The organism is Paenibacillus sp. CFBP 13594, from assembly GCF_014842675.1.
GTDB lineage: Bacteria > Bacillota > Bacilli > Paenibacillales > Paenibacillaceae > Paenibacillus > Paenibacillus amylolyticus_B.
Genome location: NZ_JACYVQ010000007.1, coordinates 370,590 through 389,606, shown reverse-complemented (window position 1 = coordinate 389,606; position 19,017 = coordinate 370,590). Strand labels below are relative to the sequence as shown.

16 protein-coding genes are annotated in these 19,017 nt (G+C 47.5%); 4 read left to right on the top strand and 12 right to left on the bottom strand.

The window, feature by feature from the left end; genetic code table 11:
* Positions 1-201 precede the first annotated feature (201 nt).
* Entirely contained in the window at positions 202-1,413 is a 1,212-nt protein-coding gene (locus IFU39_RS23225; protein ID WP_192135090.1) for a sensor histidine kinase, read from the top strand.
* A 21-nt stretch (positions 1,414-1,434) separates the two neighbouring features.
* Positions 1,435-2,124, top strand: coding sequence for a response regulator transcription factor (locus IFU39_RS23220; protein ID WP_192135088.1), 690 nt, complete (start codon positions 1,435-1,437; stop codon positions 2,122-2,124).
* Between the two features lie 91 nt (positions 2,125-2,215).
* Here the strand turns inward: IFU39_RS23220 and IFU39_RS23215 are convergent, their stop codons facing one another.
* From IFU39_RS23215 to ftsE, 5 genes are all read right to left on the bottom strand, one after another.
* The gene (locus IFU39_RS23215) at positions 2,216-3,544 is read right to left on the bottom strand and encodes a PDZ domain-containing protein (protein ID WP_192135086.1); all 1,329 of its coding nucleotides are present in this window, start codon (positions 3,542-3,544) and stop codon (positions 2,216-2,218) included.
* 64 nt (positions 3,545-3,608) lie between these two features.
* Positions 3,609-5,081, bottom strand: a complete 1,473-nt coding sequence (locus IFU39_RS23210) for a S41 family peptidase (RefSeq protein ID WP_074096593.1) — start codon at positions 5,079-5,081, stop codon at positions 3,609-3,611.
* Between the two features lie 135 nt (positions 5,082-5,216).
* Positions 5,217-6,497 carry a murein hydrolase activator EnvC family protein gene (locus IFU39_RS23205; protein ID WP_091013080.1) on the bottom strand — a complete coding sequence of 427 codons (1,281 nt, stop codon included), beginning with the start codon at positions 6,495-6,497 and terminating at the stop codon, positions 5,217-5,219.
* A 186-nt stretch (positions 6,498-6,683) separates the two neighbouring features.
* A complete protein-coding gene (ftsX, locus tag IFU39_RS23200) occupies positions 6,684-7,601 on the bottom strand; it encodes a permease-like cell division protein FtsX (RefSeq protein WP_091013078.1) in 918 nt (305 codons plus the stop codon).
* Entirely contained in the window at positions 7,591-8,277 is a 687-nt protein-coding gene (gene ftsE, locus IFU39_RS23195) for a cell division ATP-binding protein FtsE (RefSeq protein ID WP_024631580.1), read from the bottom strand. Before ftsE ends, ftsX begins: the two co-directional genes overlap by 11 nt.
* 254 nt (positions 8,278-8,531) lie before the next feature.
* On the opposite strand from ftsE, the gene IFU39_RS23190 reads away from it, so the two are divergent.
* Positions 8,532-9,965: a VanW family protein gene (locus tag IFU39_RS23190; RefSeq protein WP_192135084.1), complete on the top strand. Its 1,434-nt coding sequence runs from the start codon at positions 8,532-8,534 to the stop codon at positions 9,963-9,965.
* A 230-nt stretch (positions 9,966-10,195) separates the two neighbouring features.
* Here IFU39_RS23190 and IFU39_RS23185 read toward each other — a convergent pair whose 3' ends face one another.
* The 4 genes from IFU39_RS23185 to IFU39_RS23170 form a co-directional block, all read right to left on the bottom strand.
* Complete coding sequence (locus IFU39_RS23185; RefSeq protein WP_091013073.1) at positions 10,196-11,749, bottom strand: MDR family MFS transporter; 1,554 nt, start codon at positions 11,747-11,749, stop codon at positions 10,196-10,198.
* Between the two features lie 72 nt (positions 11,750-11,821).
* Positions 11,822-12,505: a hypothetical protein gene (locus IFU39_RS23180; protein WP_192135082.1), complete on the bottom strand. Its 684-nt coding sequence runs from the start codon at positions 12,503-12,505 to the stop codon at positions 11,822-11,824.
* Positions 12,506-12,539: 34 nt separating this feature from the next.
* The gene (locus tag IFU39_RS23175; protein WP_192135080.1) at positions 12,540-13,268 is read right to left on the bottom strand and encodes a polymer-forming cytoskeletal protein; all 729 of its coding nucleotides are present in this window, start codon (positions 13,266-13,268) and stop codon (positions 12,540-12,542) included.
* Positions 13,269-13,282: 14 nt separating this feature from the next.
* Entirely contained in the window at positions 13,283-13,906 is a 624-nt protein-coding gene (locus tag IFU39_RS23170) for a YhbD family protein (RefSeq protein WP_192135078.1), read from the bottom strand.
* A 298-nt stretch (positions 13,907-14,204) separates the two neighbouring features.
* Here IFU39_RS23170 and IFU39_RS23165 point away from each other — a divergent pair, with 298 nt between their 5' ends.
* Positions 14,205-14,993 (top strand): alpha/beta hydrolase, encoded by a 789-nt coding sequence (locus tag IFU39_RS23165; protein WP_192135076.1) that lies wholly within the window; start codon positions 14,205-14,207, stop codon positions 14,991-14,993.
* Between the two features lie 206 nt (positions 14,994-15,199).
* On the opposite strand, the gene argH is transcribed toward IFU39_RS23165, so the two are convergent.
* The 3 genes from argH to argF form a co-directional block, all read right to left on the bottom strand.
* Positions 15,200-16,603 carry an argininosuccinate lyase gene (gene argH, locus IFU39_RS23160; protein ID WP_192135140.1) on the bottom strand — a complete coding sequence of 468 codons (1,404 nt, stop codon included), beginning with the start codon at positions 16,601-16,603 and terminating at the stop codon, positions 15,200-15,202.
* A gap of 106 nt (positions 16,604-16,709) precedes the next feature.
* Positions 16,710-17,945, bottom strand: a complete 1,236-nt coding sequence (locus IFU39_RS23155; protein ID WP_017692004.1) for an argininosuccinate synthase — start codon at positions 17,943-17,945, stop codon at positions 16,710-16,712.
* 93 nt (positions 17,946-18,038) lie between these two features.
* Positions 18,039-19,004, bottom strand: coding sequence for an ornithine carbamoyltransferase (gene argF / locus IFU39_RS23150; protein ID WP_091013055.1), 966 nt, complete (start codon positions 19,002-19,004; stop codon positions 18,039-18,041).
* Between the last annotated feature and the right edge of the window lie 13 nt (positions 19,005-19,017).

The following is a 19,017-nucleotide window of genomic DNA, read 5'->3' as shown; positions in this document are numbered from 1 at the left end:
CCTTTTCCGTTTCGGCCTTCGCCGCTGGATTTCATAATTTTATTGTAACGGATCGCACTCTGTAGCGAAGGTACGAAAAGTCATGAATCGAAGGTGACTTAAGTCATCTCCTGATTCGAATGCTGCTTATGGTATAATCAAGGGCGCATTACCGAGAGATTTTCTAACTCCATTTTTTTATATAAAGGATGTCATTTACATATGCCAATGCGGTTTCTGCAATACGGATTAATTATCGTTCCAGCCGTACTGTACCTGTTGATGCTGCCCTTGGAAAACGAAGCCGTCTACACCCTGTATATCATCATCGCGCTTGGACTCTCCGTGTGGAAAGATTTCAACCGTTCAAGTACACAGCAATGGCTGTTGCTTCTGGCCGAAATACTCTGGAGCTGCTGGCTGATTGCTTCATATGGACCATTTATGTTTTTCCTCTCTCTCTCCGTGCTCTACGTGTATATATACAGACTGGAGGGAAATCGGAGATGGTTGATGTTTGCCATTCAGCTTGTCGCTAACAATGTCGCTTTGCATTGGCATTATTCTGACTCACAGGCGCCACAGCCAGGGTTAACCACACTAAATACAACCGACATTACCTTACTCTCCACAGAGACAACTGCGATGGTTCTTGGCAACCTGCTTCTACTTATCACAGCGGCTCTGTCCTGGCAGGGATCAAGAACGGCGAGCAGCCGCGGACAACTGGAACAAGTCTATGACGAACTTCGCAGCAAACATTACGAGCTCCAAGAAGCGCGTGCGCAGCTGCTGTTATTTACAAAGCAACTTGAAGGAGTGGCTCAGGCAGAGGAACGTACCCGTATCTCCAGACAGCTTCATGACGATATCGGGCATCGACTGATTCGCACCAAAATGATGTCGGATGCCGCCCTGCTGACCCTCCCTCTCGATATGGAACAAGGAACGGAAATGGTGAGACAGATTCGCGATCAATTGGCCGATAGTATGGATGATATGCGCAACACACTACACAAACTGCAACCGAATTCCTATGCATCCGAAGCCTACGCCCTGGATCGTCTTCTCGAGGAAGTGGGTAGAGATACTGGCGTGAAGACAAATTATGAAGTTCATGGCCCATCCCATGTGCTGTATCCCAGCATACAAATCGTTCTGTTCAAAAATGCCAAAGAAGCCTTGACCAATGCCCTGCGACACGGAAATGCTTCTTCGATCACTGTGGAGTTGGTATTCGGGGATCAGGAAGTCTGTATGAGTGTAAGTAATGATGGCAAAATCAATCCCCATTCTTCCAAGCGAAATGGCATAGGACAGGAAGGCATGCTTCTGCGCACACAAATGGTGGGAGGAGTCTTGGAGATTCAATATGCTTATCCGTATACAGTGATTACACGCATTCCATTAACGAACCAGATGGATATACTCTGAAAAAAGGAAGTGAATGTTCTCATGTCCGAACGTAATGATGTGAACAACAAGAATGATTCAGGCCAGCTCCCACTTATTCGGCTGATTCTCGCAGACGATGATTACTTCATTCGTGAGAGCCTGAAAGTGCTGCTCGGACTGGACTCCGGCATTCGCGTTACAGGTACAGCCTCAAATGGACAGGAAGCGTTGGAATTGCTTGAAGCAGGGACGCCTGCGGACGTGGTTTTAATGGATATTCGGATGCCGGAATGTGATGGAGTTGAAGGTACCAAACGCATCAAGTCACGTTTTCCTGAAATCCAGGTGCTCATGCTGACTACGTTTGACGACGATGAGTATATTATTCAGGCATTACAGGATGGAGCAAGCGGTTATTTGCTCAAAAATGTTCCACCCGAGCGGATCATTCAAGGCATCAAGACCGTACATAATGGTGATATGTTAATTCATCCGGATATTGCTCGCAAGCTAACAGGACTTCTTCGTCCTGCTACGACTCCCCTGACACAGAATCCAATCGAAGCCTATGGACTGACACGTATGGAGCTGGCGGTTGCCGAAGCCATATCGGAGGGGCTATCCAATAAGGAAATTGCCGCCAAACTGTTCCTCAGTGAAGGCACGATCAAGAACTATGTCACGGATATTCTCGGTAAGCTGAGCTTGCGTGATCGGACTCAAATCGCCATCTTTATGCTAAAACAATAACAAAAAAGGTATTTCCCTTGCCAGTGACGGCGTTAGGAAATACCTTTTTCATTGCTTGATGTATGCAACATACTTCATCACGTATGCTTAGTTACATCTCTATGGATCCTTTATCACTGGCCACAGGGGCTGGCGGTAACGCCAATGGGGCTTCGTCCCTTTGTGGTTTTTTCAGACGGGCAAACAATTTGAGATTGATGATATGGAACAGCGTCAGTGGACGTAACCGAATCGCCCAGACCTCGTGATTGTCCGGTGCCATAATGACCCCAAGCTGATGATGCTCCCCTTCATAGATCGCTCGTTGCATGAACTTGCTTTCTCCTTGGTGATTTCGCACCTCAAGTTTGCAAAAAGCCGGGTTCATCCGCAGGGCACGATGTAACTCTTCTGGTGAATGAACCAACTTACCGTTCACCTTGTACAAGGTCTCTCCTGCTTCAATCCCCAAATCTGCAGCAGGACTCTCCGGAATAACAGCCAATACCTTTAGCCCATGCTGCGGATGGACAAATACCGGACTCCGGTTTTGCTCTTCAAACGCGCTGTACCATACCAGAAATTCATGTCCAATAAAAGCGATCATTGCAGCAACCACCATGAGTGGAGACCACCATGCAGCAAGTAAACTGAACACGAGCAAAGTTGCCCCGTATATCATCAACCGCTTTGATGAGATCTGCACCTTTTGTCCCGGAAGCATACTCTGCGTTATCTCACCAAATCCGAGCATGATGGGCAATGCAACCAGCATATAACTATGTCCTGCATTCATCAGTGGATTCCATGCCAGCTCCGCGCCACCTCCTGTGACGGGAACAAGAATCAGTAGAGGAATGGCCCAGAACTGTTGCAGTTGATATCCACCAACCAGTTTCCCACGTTTCCCCTCGAAGAGAAGTGGTGATGCCATCGATACCCCCTGCATGCGTACCAACAGGGCTTCACCCATATGTAGAAGCGCCGCCAGGACAAGCAGTGCAGGCATATCCAGGGCACGAAGCGTTTCCGTGATAGTGCCCATCCAACCGGATGGTTGCCAGCCTGAAGCCAGATTCAAACCAAATTGCACCACACCCAGCAACCCGGCCGCGTAGGCAAAGCACAGATACCGGATACGGAACAAGGATAGAATTAATGTTGCAGCCCATATGCATATGAGACTTCCCAGTGTAAGATGTGCACCAAGGAATAGGGACAAGATCGAGACAATGGTACCGATGAGTATGCCTCCGAGCACCGCACGAATCGTCTGTGTTATCGAGCTTTGCAAACGGACATGAAACAATTTACGCTCCTGCAGTAACTGACGATGATAGATCAGCGCAATCAGGATCACCGCAATATAATAAAACGGCTGAATAAACAACTGCAACAAAGCTTCCCCTAATGTAGTTAACCACGGCCATACCCATTCCATTGTGGTCGGTCACCCCTCTCTTTCAGCCGGTTCAGAAAAAAAGAAGGCTGAAAATCAGCCTTCTTTATGGCTTCGACACAGCGGACGAAATATCCTTTGAGACATTTTCGATCGCGCGTTTCAGCTGTGCATCATATTGAGGATTGGCAATACGTTCAATCAGAGCCGCTTCCAGTGATTCAGCGGTTTTCTCGTCAATCTGGCCTGTAGCCTGAATGCCTTTTTGCTTCTGGAATGCCTTGACCGCTTCTTCTGTCTTCTGGTCGTAGTATCCATCCACACGATCCGGTTTGAAATCGAGTCCTCTCAGCATCGTCTGCGCACTTTTCACATCCGTGCTATTGCTGTCATATTTAAGTGGTAACTTCTCTTTGTTAATCGGTGCCACCGAGAAATAATCCGGCTGGTCTACCGCAATATCCGGTTTGATTCCTTTTTCATGAATCCAGTCTCCGTTCGGAGTGAGCCATTTGGCAATGGTGATCTTCAGCAAGCTGCCGTCACCCATTTGCTTGTCATAACTCGTCTGCACGGTTCCTTTACCAAAGGAGTTTTCACCAATCAACTTCGCACCTGCTGACTGTTGTAATGCACCGGCCAGAATCTCCGACGCACTCGCGCTACCTTTGTTCATCAGGACTGTGACTGGATAAGCTTTAGCTGATCCATTGGATTTACTTTGTTCCTTTTTGCCGTTCTTGTCTTCAACTTGCACAATAACCTTGCCTTTAGGAACAAACTGTTCAGCAATATCAATAACGACTTGCAATACACCGCCTGGGTCATTCCGTACGTCGATGACCAGACCTTTCATGTTCTGCTTCTCGAGCTTCGCCAACTCTTCCTTGAAGCGATCGCCTGTATTCAAAGAGAATTGAGTAATGGCAATAACGCCAATTCCGCCATCTTCCATGTGAGCATATACGGTTTCCAGATCAATGTCATCCCGTACAATCACAAATTCAATCAGCTCGGAAGATCCGGCACGTTTGACCTGTACCTTCGCTTCACTGCCCTTGGGACCTCTGATTTTGTTGACAGCCTTGTTCAGTTCCAAACCTTGCAGGGATTCGCCGTTGACTGACATAATCATGTCTTTGGCACGAATACCCGCTTTCTCGGCAGGTGATCCTTTGATTGGGGAAACAACAACAACGTTTCCATCCTGTGAGGATACCTCTGCACCAATACCGGTAAATGAACCTTCGATCGACTCTTCAAACTGAGCAGCCGTTTCCTGCCCCATATAGTTGGAGTACGGATCACCAAGCGATTCCATCATGCCGTTGATCGCACCGTCAATCAATTTGGTCTGATCCACGTCTTTATAATAGTTGCTTGAGATCAAATCCATCGCAGTTTCAATCTTTTTCAAATCGTTCTTCTGCTGTGTATTGCCGGTTACACTAGCCAGCAAACCTTCGCCAGCTGTGGTTTGGTTTGCTATTCCCGGGTAAGTCATTAGTACCAGGGTTAGCAAACTACCACCCAGGAGACCCACAATGACAAGCAGTAGCGCCGATCTTTTCTTCATCATCCGTTTGTCACCGCCTTTAGTTTTGAAGCGTGTCCGATTCCATTGTTGCCAGAATCCATTCCCTGAACATGCCAGCTTATTATATGTCTAGCTTGTACGGAATATGTTTTTTCCATTCGAACGATGGAGCAATAATTACAAATAGTTCATCGGATTTACAGCGGTACCGTTATCTCTCACTTCAAAGTGCAAGTGAGGTCCAGTAGAGTTCCCTGTATTTCCTGACTCAGCAATGGTATCCCCTTTGCTTACTGTGTCTCCCTTGCTGACTTTGAATCCACCTTCGCGCAAGTGACCATATAACGTCCATAGTCCACCGCCGTGGTCCACAATAACCGTATAACCATAACCGCTATACCATTCAGCCATGATCACGATTCCGCCAGAAGCAGCGTGAACCGAAGTTCCCTGAGGAACAGCAAAATCGACACCTGCATGCATCTTACCCACTACGCCCGTAATTGGATGGGTACGGGGGCCGAATCCAGAAGAAATACGTCCTCCAGATACTGGTTTTGAGAAGATACCATTACCGGATGAATAGGTAACCTCACTGCTGCTATCCGAGCTTACTCTGGTTGGTGCCTTGGCTGCAGCTTTCGCCCGGGCAGCAGCTGCGGCTTTTGCTTTAGCCGCTGCGGCTGCCTGCTGTTCACGCAATTTATTTTTCTCTTGAAGAAGGGCCGAACGTTTGCTGGCAATCTGCATTAACACATCTTCCTGCTCTTGTGTCAGCTCTTCTGACTCTTCAATTTTAGCATCATATGAAGCGAGAAGCACTTGCTTTTCCGCTTCTTTTTCATTCAATTGGGACTTGCGCTGTTTCTTCTGTGCATACAGGCTCTTGGCTTCCGCATATTGCACATCCAATTCTGCCTTTTTGTCCACGACCAGTTGCTTGTCCGCTTTGTGCTCATCCAGCAGATGCTGATCCTGATCCACAATCGTTTTGAGTGAATCCGCACGGGTCAGGAAGTCAGTGAAGCTAGTAGAGGACAACAATACATCCAGATAGGATACAGCACCGTCCGTATACATCAGGCGCACGCGTGACTCCAACAATTTTTCCCTTGCAACAATGCGTTCTTCTGCCGCTTGCAGATCTTTTTTCGTTGTACGGAGATCTTCCTCCGTGTTCTCGATCTGCAAGGATACACTCGCCAGTTCATCACTAACGACATTGATCTGTTCCATGACAACCTTCAGATAAGCGTTGGTTTTGTTCTTGTAATGCTGTGCTTCCTTTTTGTTGGAAGCCGCTTTTTTTTGCTCCTGCTTGGCAGAAGCCGCCTTGCTCTCCAGTTGCTGAATCTGTTGGTCAATATCGCTGATGCTACTCTTGGCATATCCGTCAGAAGGTTGAAGCGTCAAACTGGCCAATAACGTAAAGGCCAGCAGCGAAGCGGTTTTTTTCAAAATGATGATCCCCCATCCTATGATTTCACAAGAAAGCAACCTGCACAGGTGGTGAACAGCATGTTCTTTGCTTTCTTCAATCTTAAAAGACTCCGTCTTTCCTACATATCGTCAAACAGCGTCCATTAATGAACCTGCTTTACCATTCTTTTCGACATATTCTGCAATTCGACCGTTGAAACAAAATTAAACATTGAGTGATTTCCGAATGGACAGTGTACTTCCCAAAATACCTACCAGCACACCGAGTCCAATCAACAGTGTTCCAAACAGCAACCAGATTTCGCCGAGCGGAATCAAGTTAAGCATCTGCATGAAGACATCCTGACCAATCGTCTTCATCAACTGACTGTATCCAACAAACAGCACCCCAACCGTAATGACCGATCCAATAAATCCAATGAGTGCACCTTCAATAAAGAAAGGCCAGCGAATAAAGGTATTGGTTGCGCCAACAAGCTTCATAATTCCGATCTCCCGGCGACGTGCCAGAATCGTTACGCGAATCGTATTCGAGATCAGGAACATGGACATCAGACCCAGTCCCCCGACAAAAATAAATCCGATGTTACGAACAAGTTTCGTAAATTTGAACAACACTTCCACCGTTTCCTTGCCGTAGTTCACTTTCATGATCGGCTTCTCCGGGTGTTTTTCGTTCAAAGCTTCGATTTTTTGCGCCACAAAAGTGACGGTTTCCGGTTCAATGACCTCAACTTCAATGGTCTCCGGCAGTGGGTTGTTGTCCACATCGAAACCGCTAAGCACGTTATCTGCACTCTCTCCAAGACGCTCACGGAACTCCTTGAGTCCTTCTTCCTTGGAAACAAAACGAATCTCACTTACTTCAGGCATCGCGCTGATTTCTTGCTCCAGTGTGTTACGCAGGTTCTCGTCCACATTCAGCTCGAGGAACGTGCTGATCTCCACTTGGCTATCAACCTGATTCGCCATGGAGTTCACATTGAGCACCAGTAGCATAAACACACCAAGAATCAATAGCGACACAATGATGGACATGATGGAGGCCACAGACATCCAGCCGTTGCGGAATACGTTTTTGAATCCCTCCCGCAGATGGCGCAAGAGAGTACTAAAATTCATAACCGTATTCCCCTCTCATCTGATCCCGTACAATCTGTCCACGTTCAATGGCGATTACCCGTTTACGCATCGTGTTTACGATATCTTTGTTGTGGGTCGCCATAACAATGGTTGTCCCCCGAAAATTAATCTCATCCAGCAGTTGCATAATCCCCCATGACGTCTCCGGATCGAGGTTCCCTGTAGGCTCGTCCGCGATAATAACCGACGGGTTATTGACGATAGCCCGTGCAATGGCAATACGCTGCTGTTCTCCACCCGAGAGCTGTGAAGGTTCGCGATTTGCCTTACTCCGCAGTCCCACCAAGTCGAGCACTTCCATCACCCGTTTTTTGATATGACGTTTCGGCGCTTCAATAACTTCCATCGCAAATGCCACATTCTCAAATGCTGTCATCCGTGGCAGCAGACGAAAATCCTGGAACACAACGCCGATGTTACGACGCACATAAGGAATCTTTCTTGGCTTCAACTTACCAATATTAAATCCGTTAATGGATATTTGTCCTTTTGTCGGAACTTCTTCTCTGTACATCAATTTCATAAATGTCGATTTACCTGCGCCGGACGGACCGACGATATAGACAAATTCATTGCGGTCGATCTTCACCGACACCCCTTGTAATGCGTGGGTCCCATTGGCGTAGGTCTTCCACACGTCCTGCATTTCTATCACATCATCACTTCCTGCTCGCATAGTTAGCCATTATCATTTCGACACAATCCCGGCATTTCCTTTAAAAAGACCTGAATTTCATCAGGGAAAAATCCACTTCGTTCCTGTTTCAATGGTGAAGCATGGATTCATATGAAGTTTATTGTAACAAATTTGTTACCTATTGAGTACCCGAAAGTTTTCCTGCATTGGATCATATATATAGAAAGTGTTACAAAGTCGGGAACAACTGAAGTATAAAGGAGCGTACGGTTATGAAAAAAATACATTTGACGGTCATTGTTCTATTCTCCATCCTCTTGATCGGCTCCGCGTCTTATGGATTGCTGTATATGTACGTGAATCAACCTGCCCTGCCCAAAGATGTTCATGTTGGCGGCATGCTGGTGGAGGGGAAGAATCGCAAGAACGTATTGCATGAATTGGATGAACAGATCCAAAAGCTGGAGGACTGGCCTGTCACCTTTGAAGTGACTGAACCCACCCCCCAGACGATGTCGTATACCGCAGCTCAGGTGGGGGTGAGCTACAACGTTAACAGCTTGAAAACCGCGATACAGCAGCTGGAGGAAGGTAACCTGTGGGAACGCGCTTATGCACGTTATCATTTTTCGAAAGAGTTCTCTCTCGATATGAACTACGACTCCAGACCACTCCAAGAACATCTCAGCCCTGCCTGGGAAAAAGAAACCTTCGGTACACCTGCGGACGCTGTTCGCCGCATTACCACAAGTGACAAAGTCCAGTATATCCCGGAAAAGGGCGTCCGCCGCATTGATTGGAATACACTCACAAATCTCATACAAACGAAGCTGCACAGGGATTTCAGTGTACTGAACCCGGATGAGAAACCTGCCCCATTGCTAATACATGTACCACTGTATACGCTGAAGCCTGAAGTAACCCTTGATTCGCTGCGCCAGGAAGGCATTGACCGAAAGATCATCCAGTTCTCCACGGGTCTGGGTAATAGTAGTGAAGGCCGCATACATAATGTCAGCGCAGCGGCGGAAGCGATTAACGGCATGATTTTACCACCGGATGCCACATTCGATTATGAGAAAGTCATCCGTAAGGCTGAAAAAGATTATGGGTTTCGTGAGGCCCCGGTCATTGTCAATGGAAGACTAACCCCCGGAATTGGCGGGGGAATCTGCCAGGTATCAAGTACAGTGTATAATGCAGCGCTATTGACGGGTCTTGATATTATTGAGCGTCGCAACCATTCCCTGCCGGTCAAATATTTGCCCAAAGGACTGGATGCCACCTTTGCGTCGGGAGCCATCAACTTTCGCTTCAAAAATAATACTGGAAAATCCTTACTCATTCATGCAGAGGTGAAGAATCACCAATTGATGGTGAAATTTTTCGGCACCTTCCCGGAGAACGTCAGCTATGCACTTGAATCTCGGACCATTGAAACATTAAGTGTTCCAGTAAAATATGTGTCTAGTACGGTACTGCCTGATGGTGCACAGCAGGTGCTGCAAGACGGACAGCCTGGATATATTGTGGAGACGGTAAGAACCAAGAGGCTGGACGGCAAAGTGGTCGAATCCAAAACGATTACACGGGACACGTACAAAGCTCAGAATCGCCTCATTGCCCGCTCCGGTCATAGCAGCCTACCTGACCCGCAAGGGCCTTCTGTGGTCGAGGACGGGATCAGCGATACGAAGCAGCCTTAATTTTGTTCAAAGCAACCGACAACTTACAGATCACGGAATGGTACAAACAAGGTCCTGCCGTAATTCATGGATAAGCATAAGCTGATCACACGAAAACAAAAAGACACACTTCACGTCCCTTTTGAGGATAAGCGAGAAGTGTGTCTCTACATTTTCAAGATAAGTTAATCGAGTTTTACCAATCTAAGATTAACTTTACTACCGTAACTCACGATTTACTGCATTACGGTTTAGTGACCGCCGGTGTATTCGCCTTGCTCTTCGCCTACAACCATCTTCTCTTTTCCCATGAAGAAGGAAGCGACCAACGCGAGTGCAGCCGGAATCACAGCCCAGGCAAATAACTGCACGATGGAAGAAGATAGAGCATGTGTGATGCTATCCAGCACCTGAGGCGGAATCGCCTGTCTGAGTTCTGGTGAGAGCAACGCATGTGGATCGGTCAGATCCATTCCCTGAGGCATACCACCCGCGGAAGCACCACCTGTCTCCGCAGCTGATCCAGCGAGAGCGTCATTCATTTTACGCGTAAATACCTGGCTCTGCACGATACCAAAGATCGTAATACCCATCGTCATTCCGAGGGACCGCAAAAAGTTAAGCGTGGAGCTTGCCGCTCCGCGTCTTCGCGGTTCAAATGCGTTCATGGCTGCATTGCTGAGTACCGAGAACGAAGCCCCGACACCCAGACCAACCATCACCATGTAAATACGTATCGTCCAGAGGGAAGAACTCTCATCCAACGTAGTCAGCAATCCGAGTCCAATGACAAGTAAGGCCAACGTAGGAATCATGATATTGCGATATTTGATTTTGGTCATGAGCACACCGCCCAGGGACGCCGTCACAACGGACCCCAGCATCATCGGTAAAAGTACGAGACCGGAGTTGGTCGCTTTACCACCAAGTACCCCCTGTATAAAGATCGGAATGTACACGGATGCTGTAATGAACGCCGCACCACTGAACATACCAATAACGTTACTGGACCAGTAGACCCGGTTGCGGAACATGTTGAAGGAGATGATTGGTTCTTTGGCTTTTGTTTCTGCAAACAGGAAAAGCAGCGCTAATGCTACAAATCCGGCAAACAAGCCAAGAATCTGCCAGGAACCCCAGGCAAACGTTTTGCCGCCCAGTTCCAGACCAAAGATCAGGCACACAACAGCACCGATCAGCGTTACAGCACCCAGCCAGTCGATCTGTTGGGATTGATGCTGATGAGACTCTTTGTAGAAGAATGCAATAAACACAAATGCAATCAAGCCGAGTGGCAGGTTGATATAGAATACCCATTCCCATGTCGCATACTGAGTAATATAAGCACCAAGCAATGGTCCAAAGACGCTGGACAGACCAAAGACCGCTCCAAACAACCCACCCAATTTACCACGAGATTCTGGTGCAACGACATCAAACATAATCGTAAAGGCAATCGGCACCAAGGCACCCGCACCAATACCCTGAATCGCTCTGTACATCGTCAATTCCACAATAGACGTTGCCGTTCCGCACAGTGCTGAGCCGAGCATAAACACAATAATACCAAATACAAAAAACTTCTTCCGTCCATACATATCGGATAACTTACCGAAGATCGGCATCCCTGCCATCTCAGCCACCATGTACGCGGAGGTAACCCAGACGAACTTGTCGAGCCCACCCAGTTTCCCGACAATATCCCCCATAGCTGTTGCCACGATGGTATTATCCATCGAAGCCATTAGTATGCTGAGCAGTAACCCTGCCAGCACCAATCCAATACTGTTTTTACGTGCAACCATTGTACTCAATCTCTCCATTCACGCTCTATTCATATGACTGCATTAGTATATCCGAAAAGAAGTTTACGTTAATCAGTCCAAGGACCGATTGCTTTGCAGCAAAACTTCCGATTGCGGATGAATTTGCAGAGATGAACGGTATTCCACTGTACCCATCCGGCAGCCAGGACCGATTTTTATTTTATCGCCACGCACAATCTCGGCCTCCGTATTTTCTAATTCAATATCATCACCTTCGATAATCTGTGCCTTGAGAATTGACTTATTCCCCGAAAACAAGTCATTCAACCGGCCGCTCTTCACCGAGATGTTGGAACCGCCCATTTCCTTGACCTCGGATGGACCCATGATTTTGAGTGTCATGTGTTCTGCGCTGAGCATCCCCGCTATCGTCAACCGTCCGTTCAGCTTGATAGTTTCCGCCTGACAATCCCCGGACAGATGAAGTTCACCTACCACTTTTATATGCTCAGCTTTGGCATGCAGGCCAGATGCCTGGATTCCATCCTCACCATCGTTGCTGGTCTCTCGCTCTGTTAGAGTCAGGGTTCCGGTAATTTTAATATCTGTGGATTCAAGCGATCCGTATATGACCGATGTACCCGTACATTTGAAGCGATCACAAGATAGATTGTCGTTGAAGGTTGCATCCCCTACGACCTTGACCTTGCCGTACACGCCCCCAGCAGAACTGCCATCACCAACGATGCTGATATCCATTTTTTTGTCCAAAGAACGCCCAGGATTGTTATTCATGTCGATCCCATCCCTTTCTCTCCATATCCAAAATTTAAATTCGCTGACTGCTGCCCACCTTGGCATCCTGATCTACCTCAAGTTCACCTGAATACTCGACCAGCCTAATGTTACAGCCGCGACCGATAAAAATGTTACTCCCCCGAACAATATCAGCTTCGGTATCTTCCAGCACAATCTCATCACCTTCAATTAAGGATGTCTTAAACGATGGAGTCCCGCCCAGGCCAATACTTTTCCAAAATCCATTCTGTTGTTCCTTGCGACGAATATCGATACGCTCTCCGCCAATCTCTTTAGCCGAAGAAGATGTGTGAAGTCGGATCTCCACCGTTCCTGCATTCAAAAAGCCACTGATCTTAATATTGCCTCGTACATTCAGGGACTCGCATTGCACATCCCCTTCAATATCAATCACACCGCCAATATCAATACGTTCCCCATCCACTCTTCCCCGTATGGTGCATTTCCCGTTCACTTCAAGCTCAAGGCTATGAAGATCTCCGTTAATTGTTGTCATACCATCCACACGAACACGCGAACTGGTCAAGGGGCCGTTCAACGTGCACATGCCGTTAATCGTTGCACTCTCGGAGCTTAAAGCGCCGTGCATCTTCAATGTTCCATTCACTTCCATAGAGGTGCAGTCCAGGTTACCGTTCACCTTAGCCATGCCATCAATAGATACACGGTGAAAATTCCCGCCTGCCGTTTGACTTATGCCCGCCACATTCAGATCATTCCGCTTATTCCGCTCTTCCATAGATGATCCTCTCCTTATCCCAATTTGAGTTTTAATTCTTCCATAAATGTTCCCATCGGCTGCCTAAGAACCACTTTCACACCATTGTCAAAATAAAACTCCGTTCCTGCTGTTACCAGCATGAATGAAGGAACACCCATCTTACGAATAAGCACGAGTTCGCTGGGTTTGCCTGTAAAACGATAATAATGTTCAGACATCACATCGATCAGCAACGCACCCTCTTGCCGAGTAATATCTCCGCTCATTAACAGCTTATCAAGGACGTAGAGCATCATAATCTGCTCCAAAGCATACAGTGGTTGTTCTCGACCTGCTTCTTTTAACAGATCTAGCGAGATCTGTGAAACAATGTTTCGCTCTAACAGATGCTGTGCAGACATCTCTACTTCACCCAACGTAGGTGAGAACACGTCTGCCAGCTCATCCAGCGATAATCCGTCTTTCATATTGAGAATCTTGTCAATGCGCAGTAAAATCTGTTGTTTTGGAAAAAAGGTCTCTTGTCCGGTGTAGGACGACTTCCGAATGAACCATTCTTCCGGAATGAGATTTTTCCGCTTCCAACGGTATAACTGGCCGTATGAGATTCCTGTCAGGTCCAACAATTCTTTCTTGGAGATCAAATCTTCCGTCATATATGGTCCCCCTTTTTATTGAAATGAGTGTAACATAACATTGTTACGTTGTAAACAACGTCGTAACAATGTTGATCTTCCCTCCATTCCACTCATCTAACTTAGCCTGTTGAAACCTTACAATTTAGAGATACTTCTGCATGATTTTTTAATGTGCATCTTGTTATTGCATTGCACGAGCAATGCGTATAACCTGTTAAATATGGACACTTAAAAGCTAATAGGGAGCAATCCCGGCTCATCCTCTCAAGTCAAAAACACGTGGTTAACGAACTTATGAAAGGGGTTTCTTATACTCATGGCACTTATTAAATGTGATTTTTACTCCGATACACTTGGGCTGAGTACCAGCATGCATGTCATTCTGCCGCAACAAACCCACAATCAGATCGGTATGGAGAACGTGACAGGCAAAGGACTTCATCCAACCCTGTACCTGTTACACGGTCTATCGGATGATGATTCCATCTGGCTGCGCCGCACATCGATTGAACGTTATGTAGCGAACCTTGGAATCGCCGTTGTAATGCCGCAGGTACATCGCAGCTTCTATACAGATATGGTCGAAGGCGGACAATACTGGACGTTTATCAGCGAAGAACTGCCCTCACTTGCTCGTTCTTTCTTCCCTCTATCACCAAAGCGTGAAGATAACTTCGTTGCTGGATTATCCATGGGTGGTTATGGCGCATTCAAGCTGGCCCTTCGTAAACCGGATCAATACGCGGCAGCTGCAAGTTTGTCCGGAGCACTCGATATGTCTGCACATATGGATAGAAACGCATCCTCAGCATTGCAACAGGCTGAGTTACAACGGATTTTTGGACCAGAGGTGGCAGGCACTGAGAATGATCTGATTCATCTGTTAAAAGAAAATCAATCTAGCGAAAGTCCTCGACCTCTGCTCTACCAATGTTGCGGAACGGAAGATTTTCTATATGAGGATAATCAAAATTTCCGGCATGCCTGTGAACAAACGAACTTCGAAGTAACATACGAGGAAGGGCCTGGCGAACATGAGTGGGGCTACTGGGATACCAAGATTCAGGATGTATTGAAATGGTTGCCTTTACAAAAGCGCGATTAGTGGAGAATTGCAATGGAGCTACCGCGAATAACTAAACTGGTACTCCGATAGTAGAACAACCTACCTTCCGTTCGCGGTTGAGTTCAATATATCTAGAGCACATCGCTGTAAAACACAAAAAAGCAGGCCGTTGAGAACAAAGTTCTCTGGCCTGCTTCTTTGTTATACTGTTGTATCTGTAAGGGTTCCTTATAGTAGCGGTGGTATTAACCGCGGTTCGTAATCCATTCCTCGGTGATCTCCAGTACCTTCTCACTGCGTCCAATCGCTTCAGCAACTTGACCCGAAGCTGTTCCGCCGTAAACATTACGAGCGTTCACAACAGCTTCTGGTTGCAGTACGTCATAGATGCGTTCATCAAACAGTGGTGAGAACTGACGGAATTCATCAATCGTCAGATCCAGCAAATACTTGCTGTTCTGGATGCAGTACAGTACCGTTTTACCAATCACTTCATGTGCCTGACGGAAAGGCAAGCCTTCGCCCACGAGGAAGTCGGCAATATCCGTAGCGTTGGAGAAATCCTGGTTGACCGCTTGACGCATCCGATCCTTGTTCACGGTCATTGTCGCGATCATTGGAGCAAACAGTTGCAGCGCACCCTCCAGCGTCGCCACTGTGTCAAACATGCCTTCTTTGTCTTCCTGCATGTCTTTGTTGTATGCCAGTGGAAGAGATTTCAATACCGTCAGCAAACCGATCAGGTTGCCGTACACACGTCCTGTTTTACCACGAACGAGTTCAGGAACATCCGGGTTTTTCTTCTGAGGCATAATGCTGCTGCCTGTGCAGAACGCATCGTCCAGTTCAACGAATCCAAACTCCGTGCTGCTCCACAGCACCAGCTCTTCACTCAGACGGGACAAGTGAGTCATGATGAGGGAAGCGGCTGCCAGGAACTCAACGATAAAGTCACGGTCACTTACTGCGTCCAGACTGTTCTCGTACACGCCATCAAAGCCCAGTTGTTCCGCCACAAAATGACGGTCAATCGGGAATGTTGTGCCTGCAAGCGCACCTGCGCCCAGTGGCAGGATGTTAATGCGTTTGTAGCTGTCCATCAGACGCTCCGCATCCCGTTGGAACATGGAGACATACGCCATCAGGTGATGGGCGAACAGAATCGGCTGTGCCCGTTGAAGATGCGTATAACCCGGTACAATGGTATCGAGGTTATCTTTTGCTTGTCCAATCAGTGCTTCCTGTAAGGAATGCAGCATGCCTACAAATCCAACCACGCGCTCACGCAAGTATAGGTGCATATCCGTTGCAACTTGGTCGTTCCGGCTACGGCCTGTATGTAACTTGCCACCTACAGGGCCAATCGTCTCGATCAGGTTTTTCTCAATATTCATGTGGATGTCTTCGTCCGATACGGAGAATTCCACTTCACCCGCACGGATTTTGTGCAGAACGGTGATCAGTCCTTCTTTGATGGTCTCTACATCTTCCGCCGGAAGAATACCACATTTGCCCAGCATCGTCACATGGGCCAGACTTCCTTGAATGTCTTCCTCAGCCAAAGCTTTGTCAAAGTTAATCGATGCCGTATATTCCTCAACCAAATGATTGGTTTGTTTCGTAAAACGTCCTCCCCACAGCTTGCTCACAGTGAGTACTCCCCTTTCGCTCATGGACAAAGCCGCTCCTGCCAGATGTGCAAGAACGGCCTGTCTTGTCAATTATATTAGTGTCGCTCTAGTATGCGGGTTGAAGTTAGTTTTTGTTTTGCTCCACACCGGAGTTTACTTTCAAACGCAGTGCATTCAGGCGGATAAAGCCTGTTGCATCGCCTTGATCGTAAGCTTGCGTTGGATCAGCTTCCATCGTTGCGATGTCCGGATTGTAGAGGCTGACAGGACTTTTCACACCTGCGCCGATGATGTTGCCTTTATACAATTTCACACGAACGGTACCTGTTACGTTCTTCTGGCTTTCAGTCACCAGCGCTTGCAGCGCCAGACGTTCCGGTGCGAACCAGAAACCGTTGTATACCAGTGTGCTGTAACGTGTGATCAGGCTATCACGCAGGTTCATCACTTCACGGTCCATCGTGATGGATTCCATTTTGCGATGAGCAGTGAACAAGATTGTTCCACCTGGTGTTTCGTACACGCCACGGCTCTTCATACCAACAAAACGGTTCTCAACCATATCTACACGGCCAATGCCATGTTTGCCACCCAGCTCGTTCAGTTGCTCCATTACTTGCAGCGGGCTCAAGCGCTCACCGTTCAGAGCAACACAGTCGCCTTGTTCGAATTCAAGCTCAACATATTCCGCTTGATCTGGTGCATCTTCAGGTGCACTGCTCAGCAGGAACATGTCTTTGTTCTCGTCCGCGCTTGGATCGAACCAAGGATCTTCTAGCACACCGCTCTCATAGCTGATATGCAGCAAGTTACGGTCTGTGGAGTATGGTTTAGCCGCAGATGCGGTTACCGGAATGCCATGTTTTTCAGCGTAAGCAATCATCTCGGCGCGTCCCGGGAACTGGTTGCGGAATTCTTCCAGACGCCAAGGTGCAATGACGTTAATGTCGGGTGTCAGCGCAGCCGCGTTCAGCTCAAAACGAACTTGGTCATTTCCTTTACCCGTAGCGCCGTGAGCGATGGCTGTAGCGCCTTCTGCACGAGCGATATCCACCATGCGTTTAGCGATCAGTGGACGAGCAATACTTGTGCCAAGCAGGTATTGTCCTTCATAGAGGGCACCTGCCTGGAACATCGGATAGATGAAATCTTTTGCGAATTCATCGCGTAGATCGTCAATGTATACTTTGGAAGCGCCTGTTGCCAGTGCTTTTTCCTCCAAGCCATCCAATTCATCCTTTTGTCCGATATCCGCAGTGAAAGCGATAATCTCAGCATCATATGTTTCTTTCAACCATTTCAAAATTACAGATGTGTCCAACCCGCCTGAATACGCGAGCACAATTTTTTCCTTAGCCATGTTCAGTGGTCCTCCCCAAGATCAGTTACTATAAACTTTAATCTATCATCGCGAAATCTGCGCCTAAAATCAACCCATTCAATGAAATAGCAGCTATTCGCTCATTAACGCAGCCATCAATGCTTTCTGTGCATGCAAGCGATTCTCCGCCTGATCAAAGATCAGGGAGTTTGGCCCGTCAATTACACCGGCACTCACTTCTTCGCCGCGGTGTGCTGGCAGACAATGCAGGAACATGTAGTCCGGCTTCGCGCCTTTCATCAGTTCCTCGTCCACTTGATATGCCGCAAATGCCTGCTCACGAATCTTCTGCTCTTCCTCAAAGCCCATGCTAGCCCATACATCCGTATACACGATATCTGCATCTTTGGCTGCTTCTTGTGCACTGTAGGTTACAGTCACTTCAGAACCGCTCTCTTGTGCGATAATGCGTGCCTGCTCCACAACTGCGCTATCCGGCTCATAACCTTCTGGCGTTGCTACAGCAACATGCATACCCATCTTCGCTGCTCCGAGCATCAGGGAATGTGCCATGTTGTTGCCATCTCCGATGTAAGCCATTTTCAGACCTGCGAGCTTGCCTTTGTGTTCCAGCACCGTTTGGAAGTCTGCCAGAACCTGACAAGGATGCGCTGCATCGCTCAGGCCGTTAATGACCGGAACATCCGCATGCTCTGCCAGTTCAGTTACATTATGGTGTCCAAAGGTACGGATCATGATGCCGTCCAGGTAACGGGACAACACTTTGGCTGTATCATGTGTTGTTTCCCCGCGACCCAGCTGGATATCATTTTTGCTCAGGAAGAGTGCGTGTCCGCCCAATTGGAACATGCCCACTTCAAAGGATACACGCGTACGTGTGGATGATTTTTCAAAAATAAGTCCGATCGTTTTACCCTTCAACGGTTGAAAAGGTACACCGTTTTTTTGCTTGCCTTTAATCTCGATCGCGAGATCAAGCAGATAACGAATCTCCTCTGCCGTGTAGTCCGTGAATTCGATAAAATCCCGGCCTCTCAGATCAATCTTCTGAATCTTTTCCGTCTGTTGTGCTGTCATCTATAATGTCCTC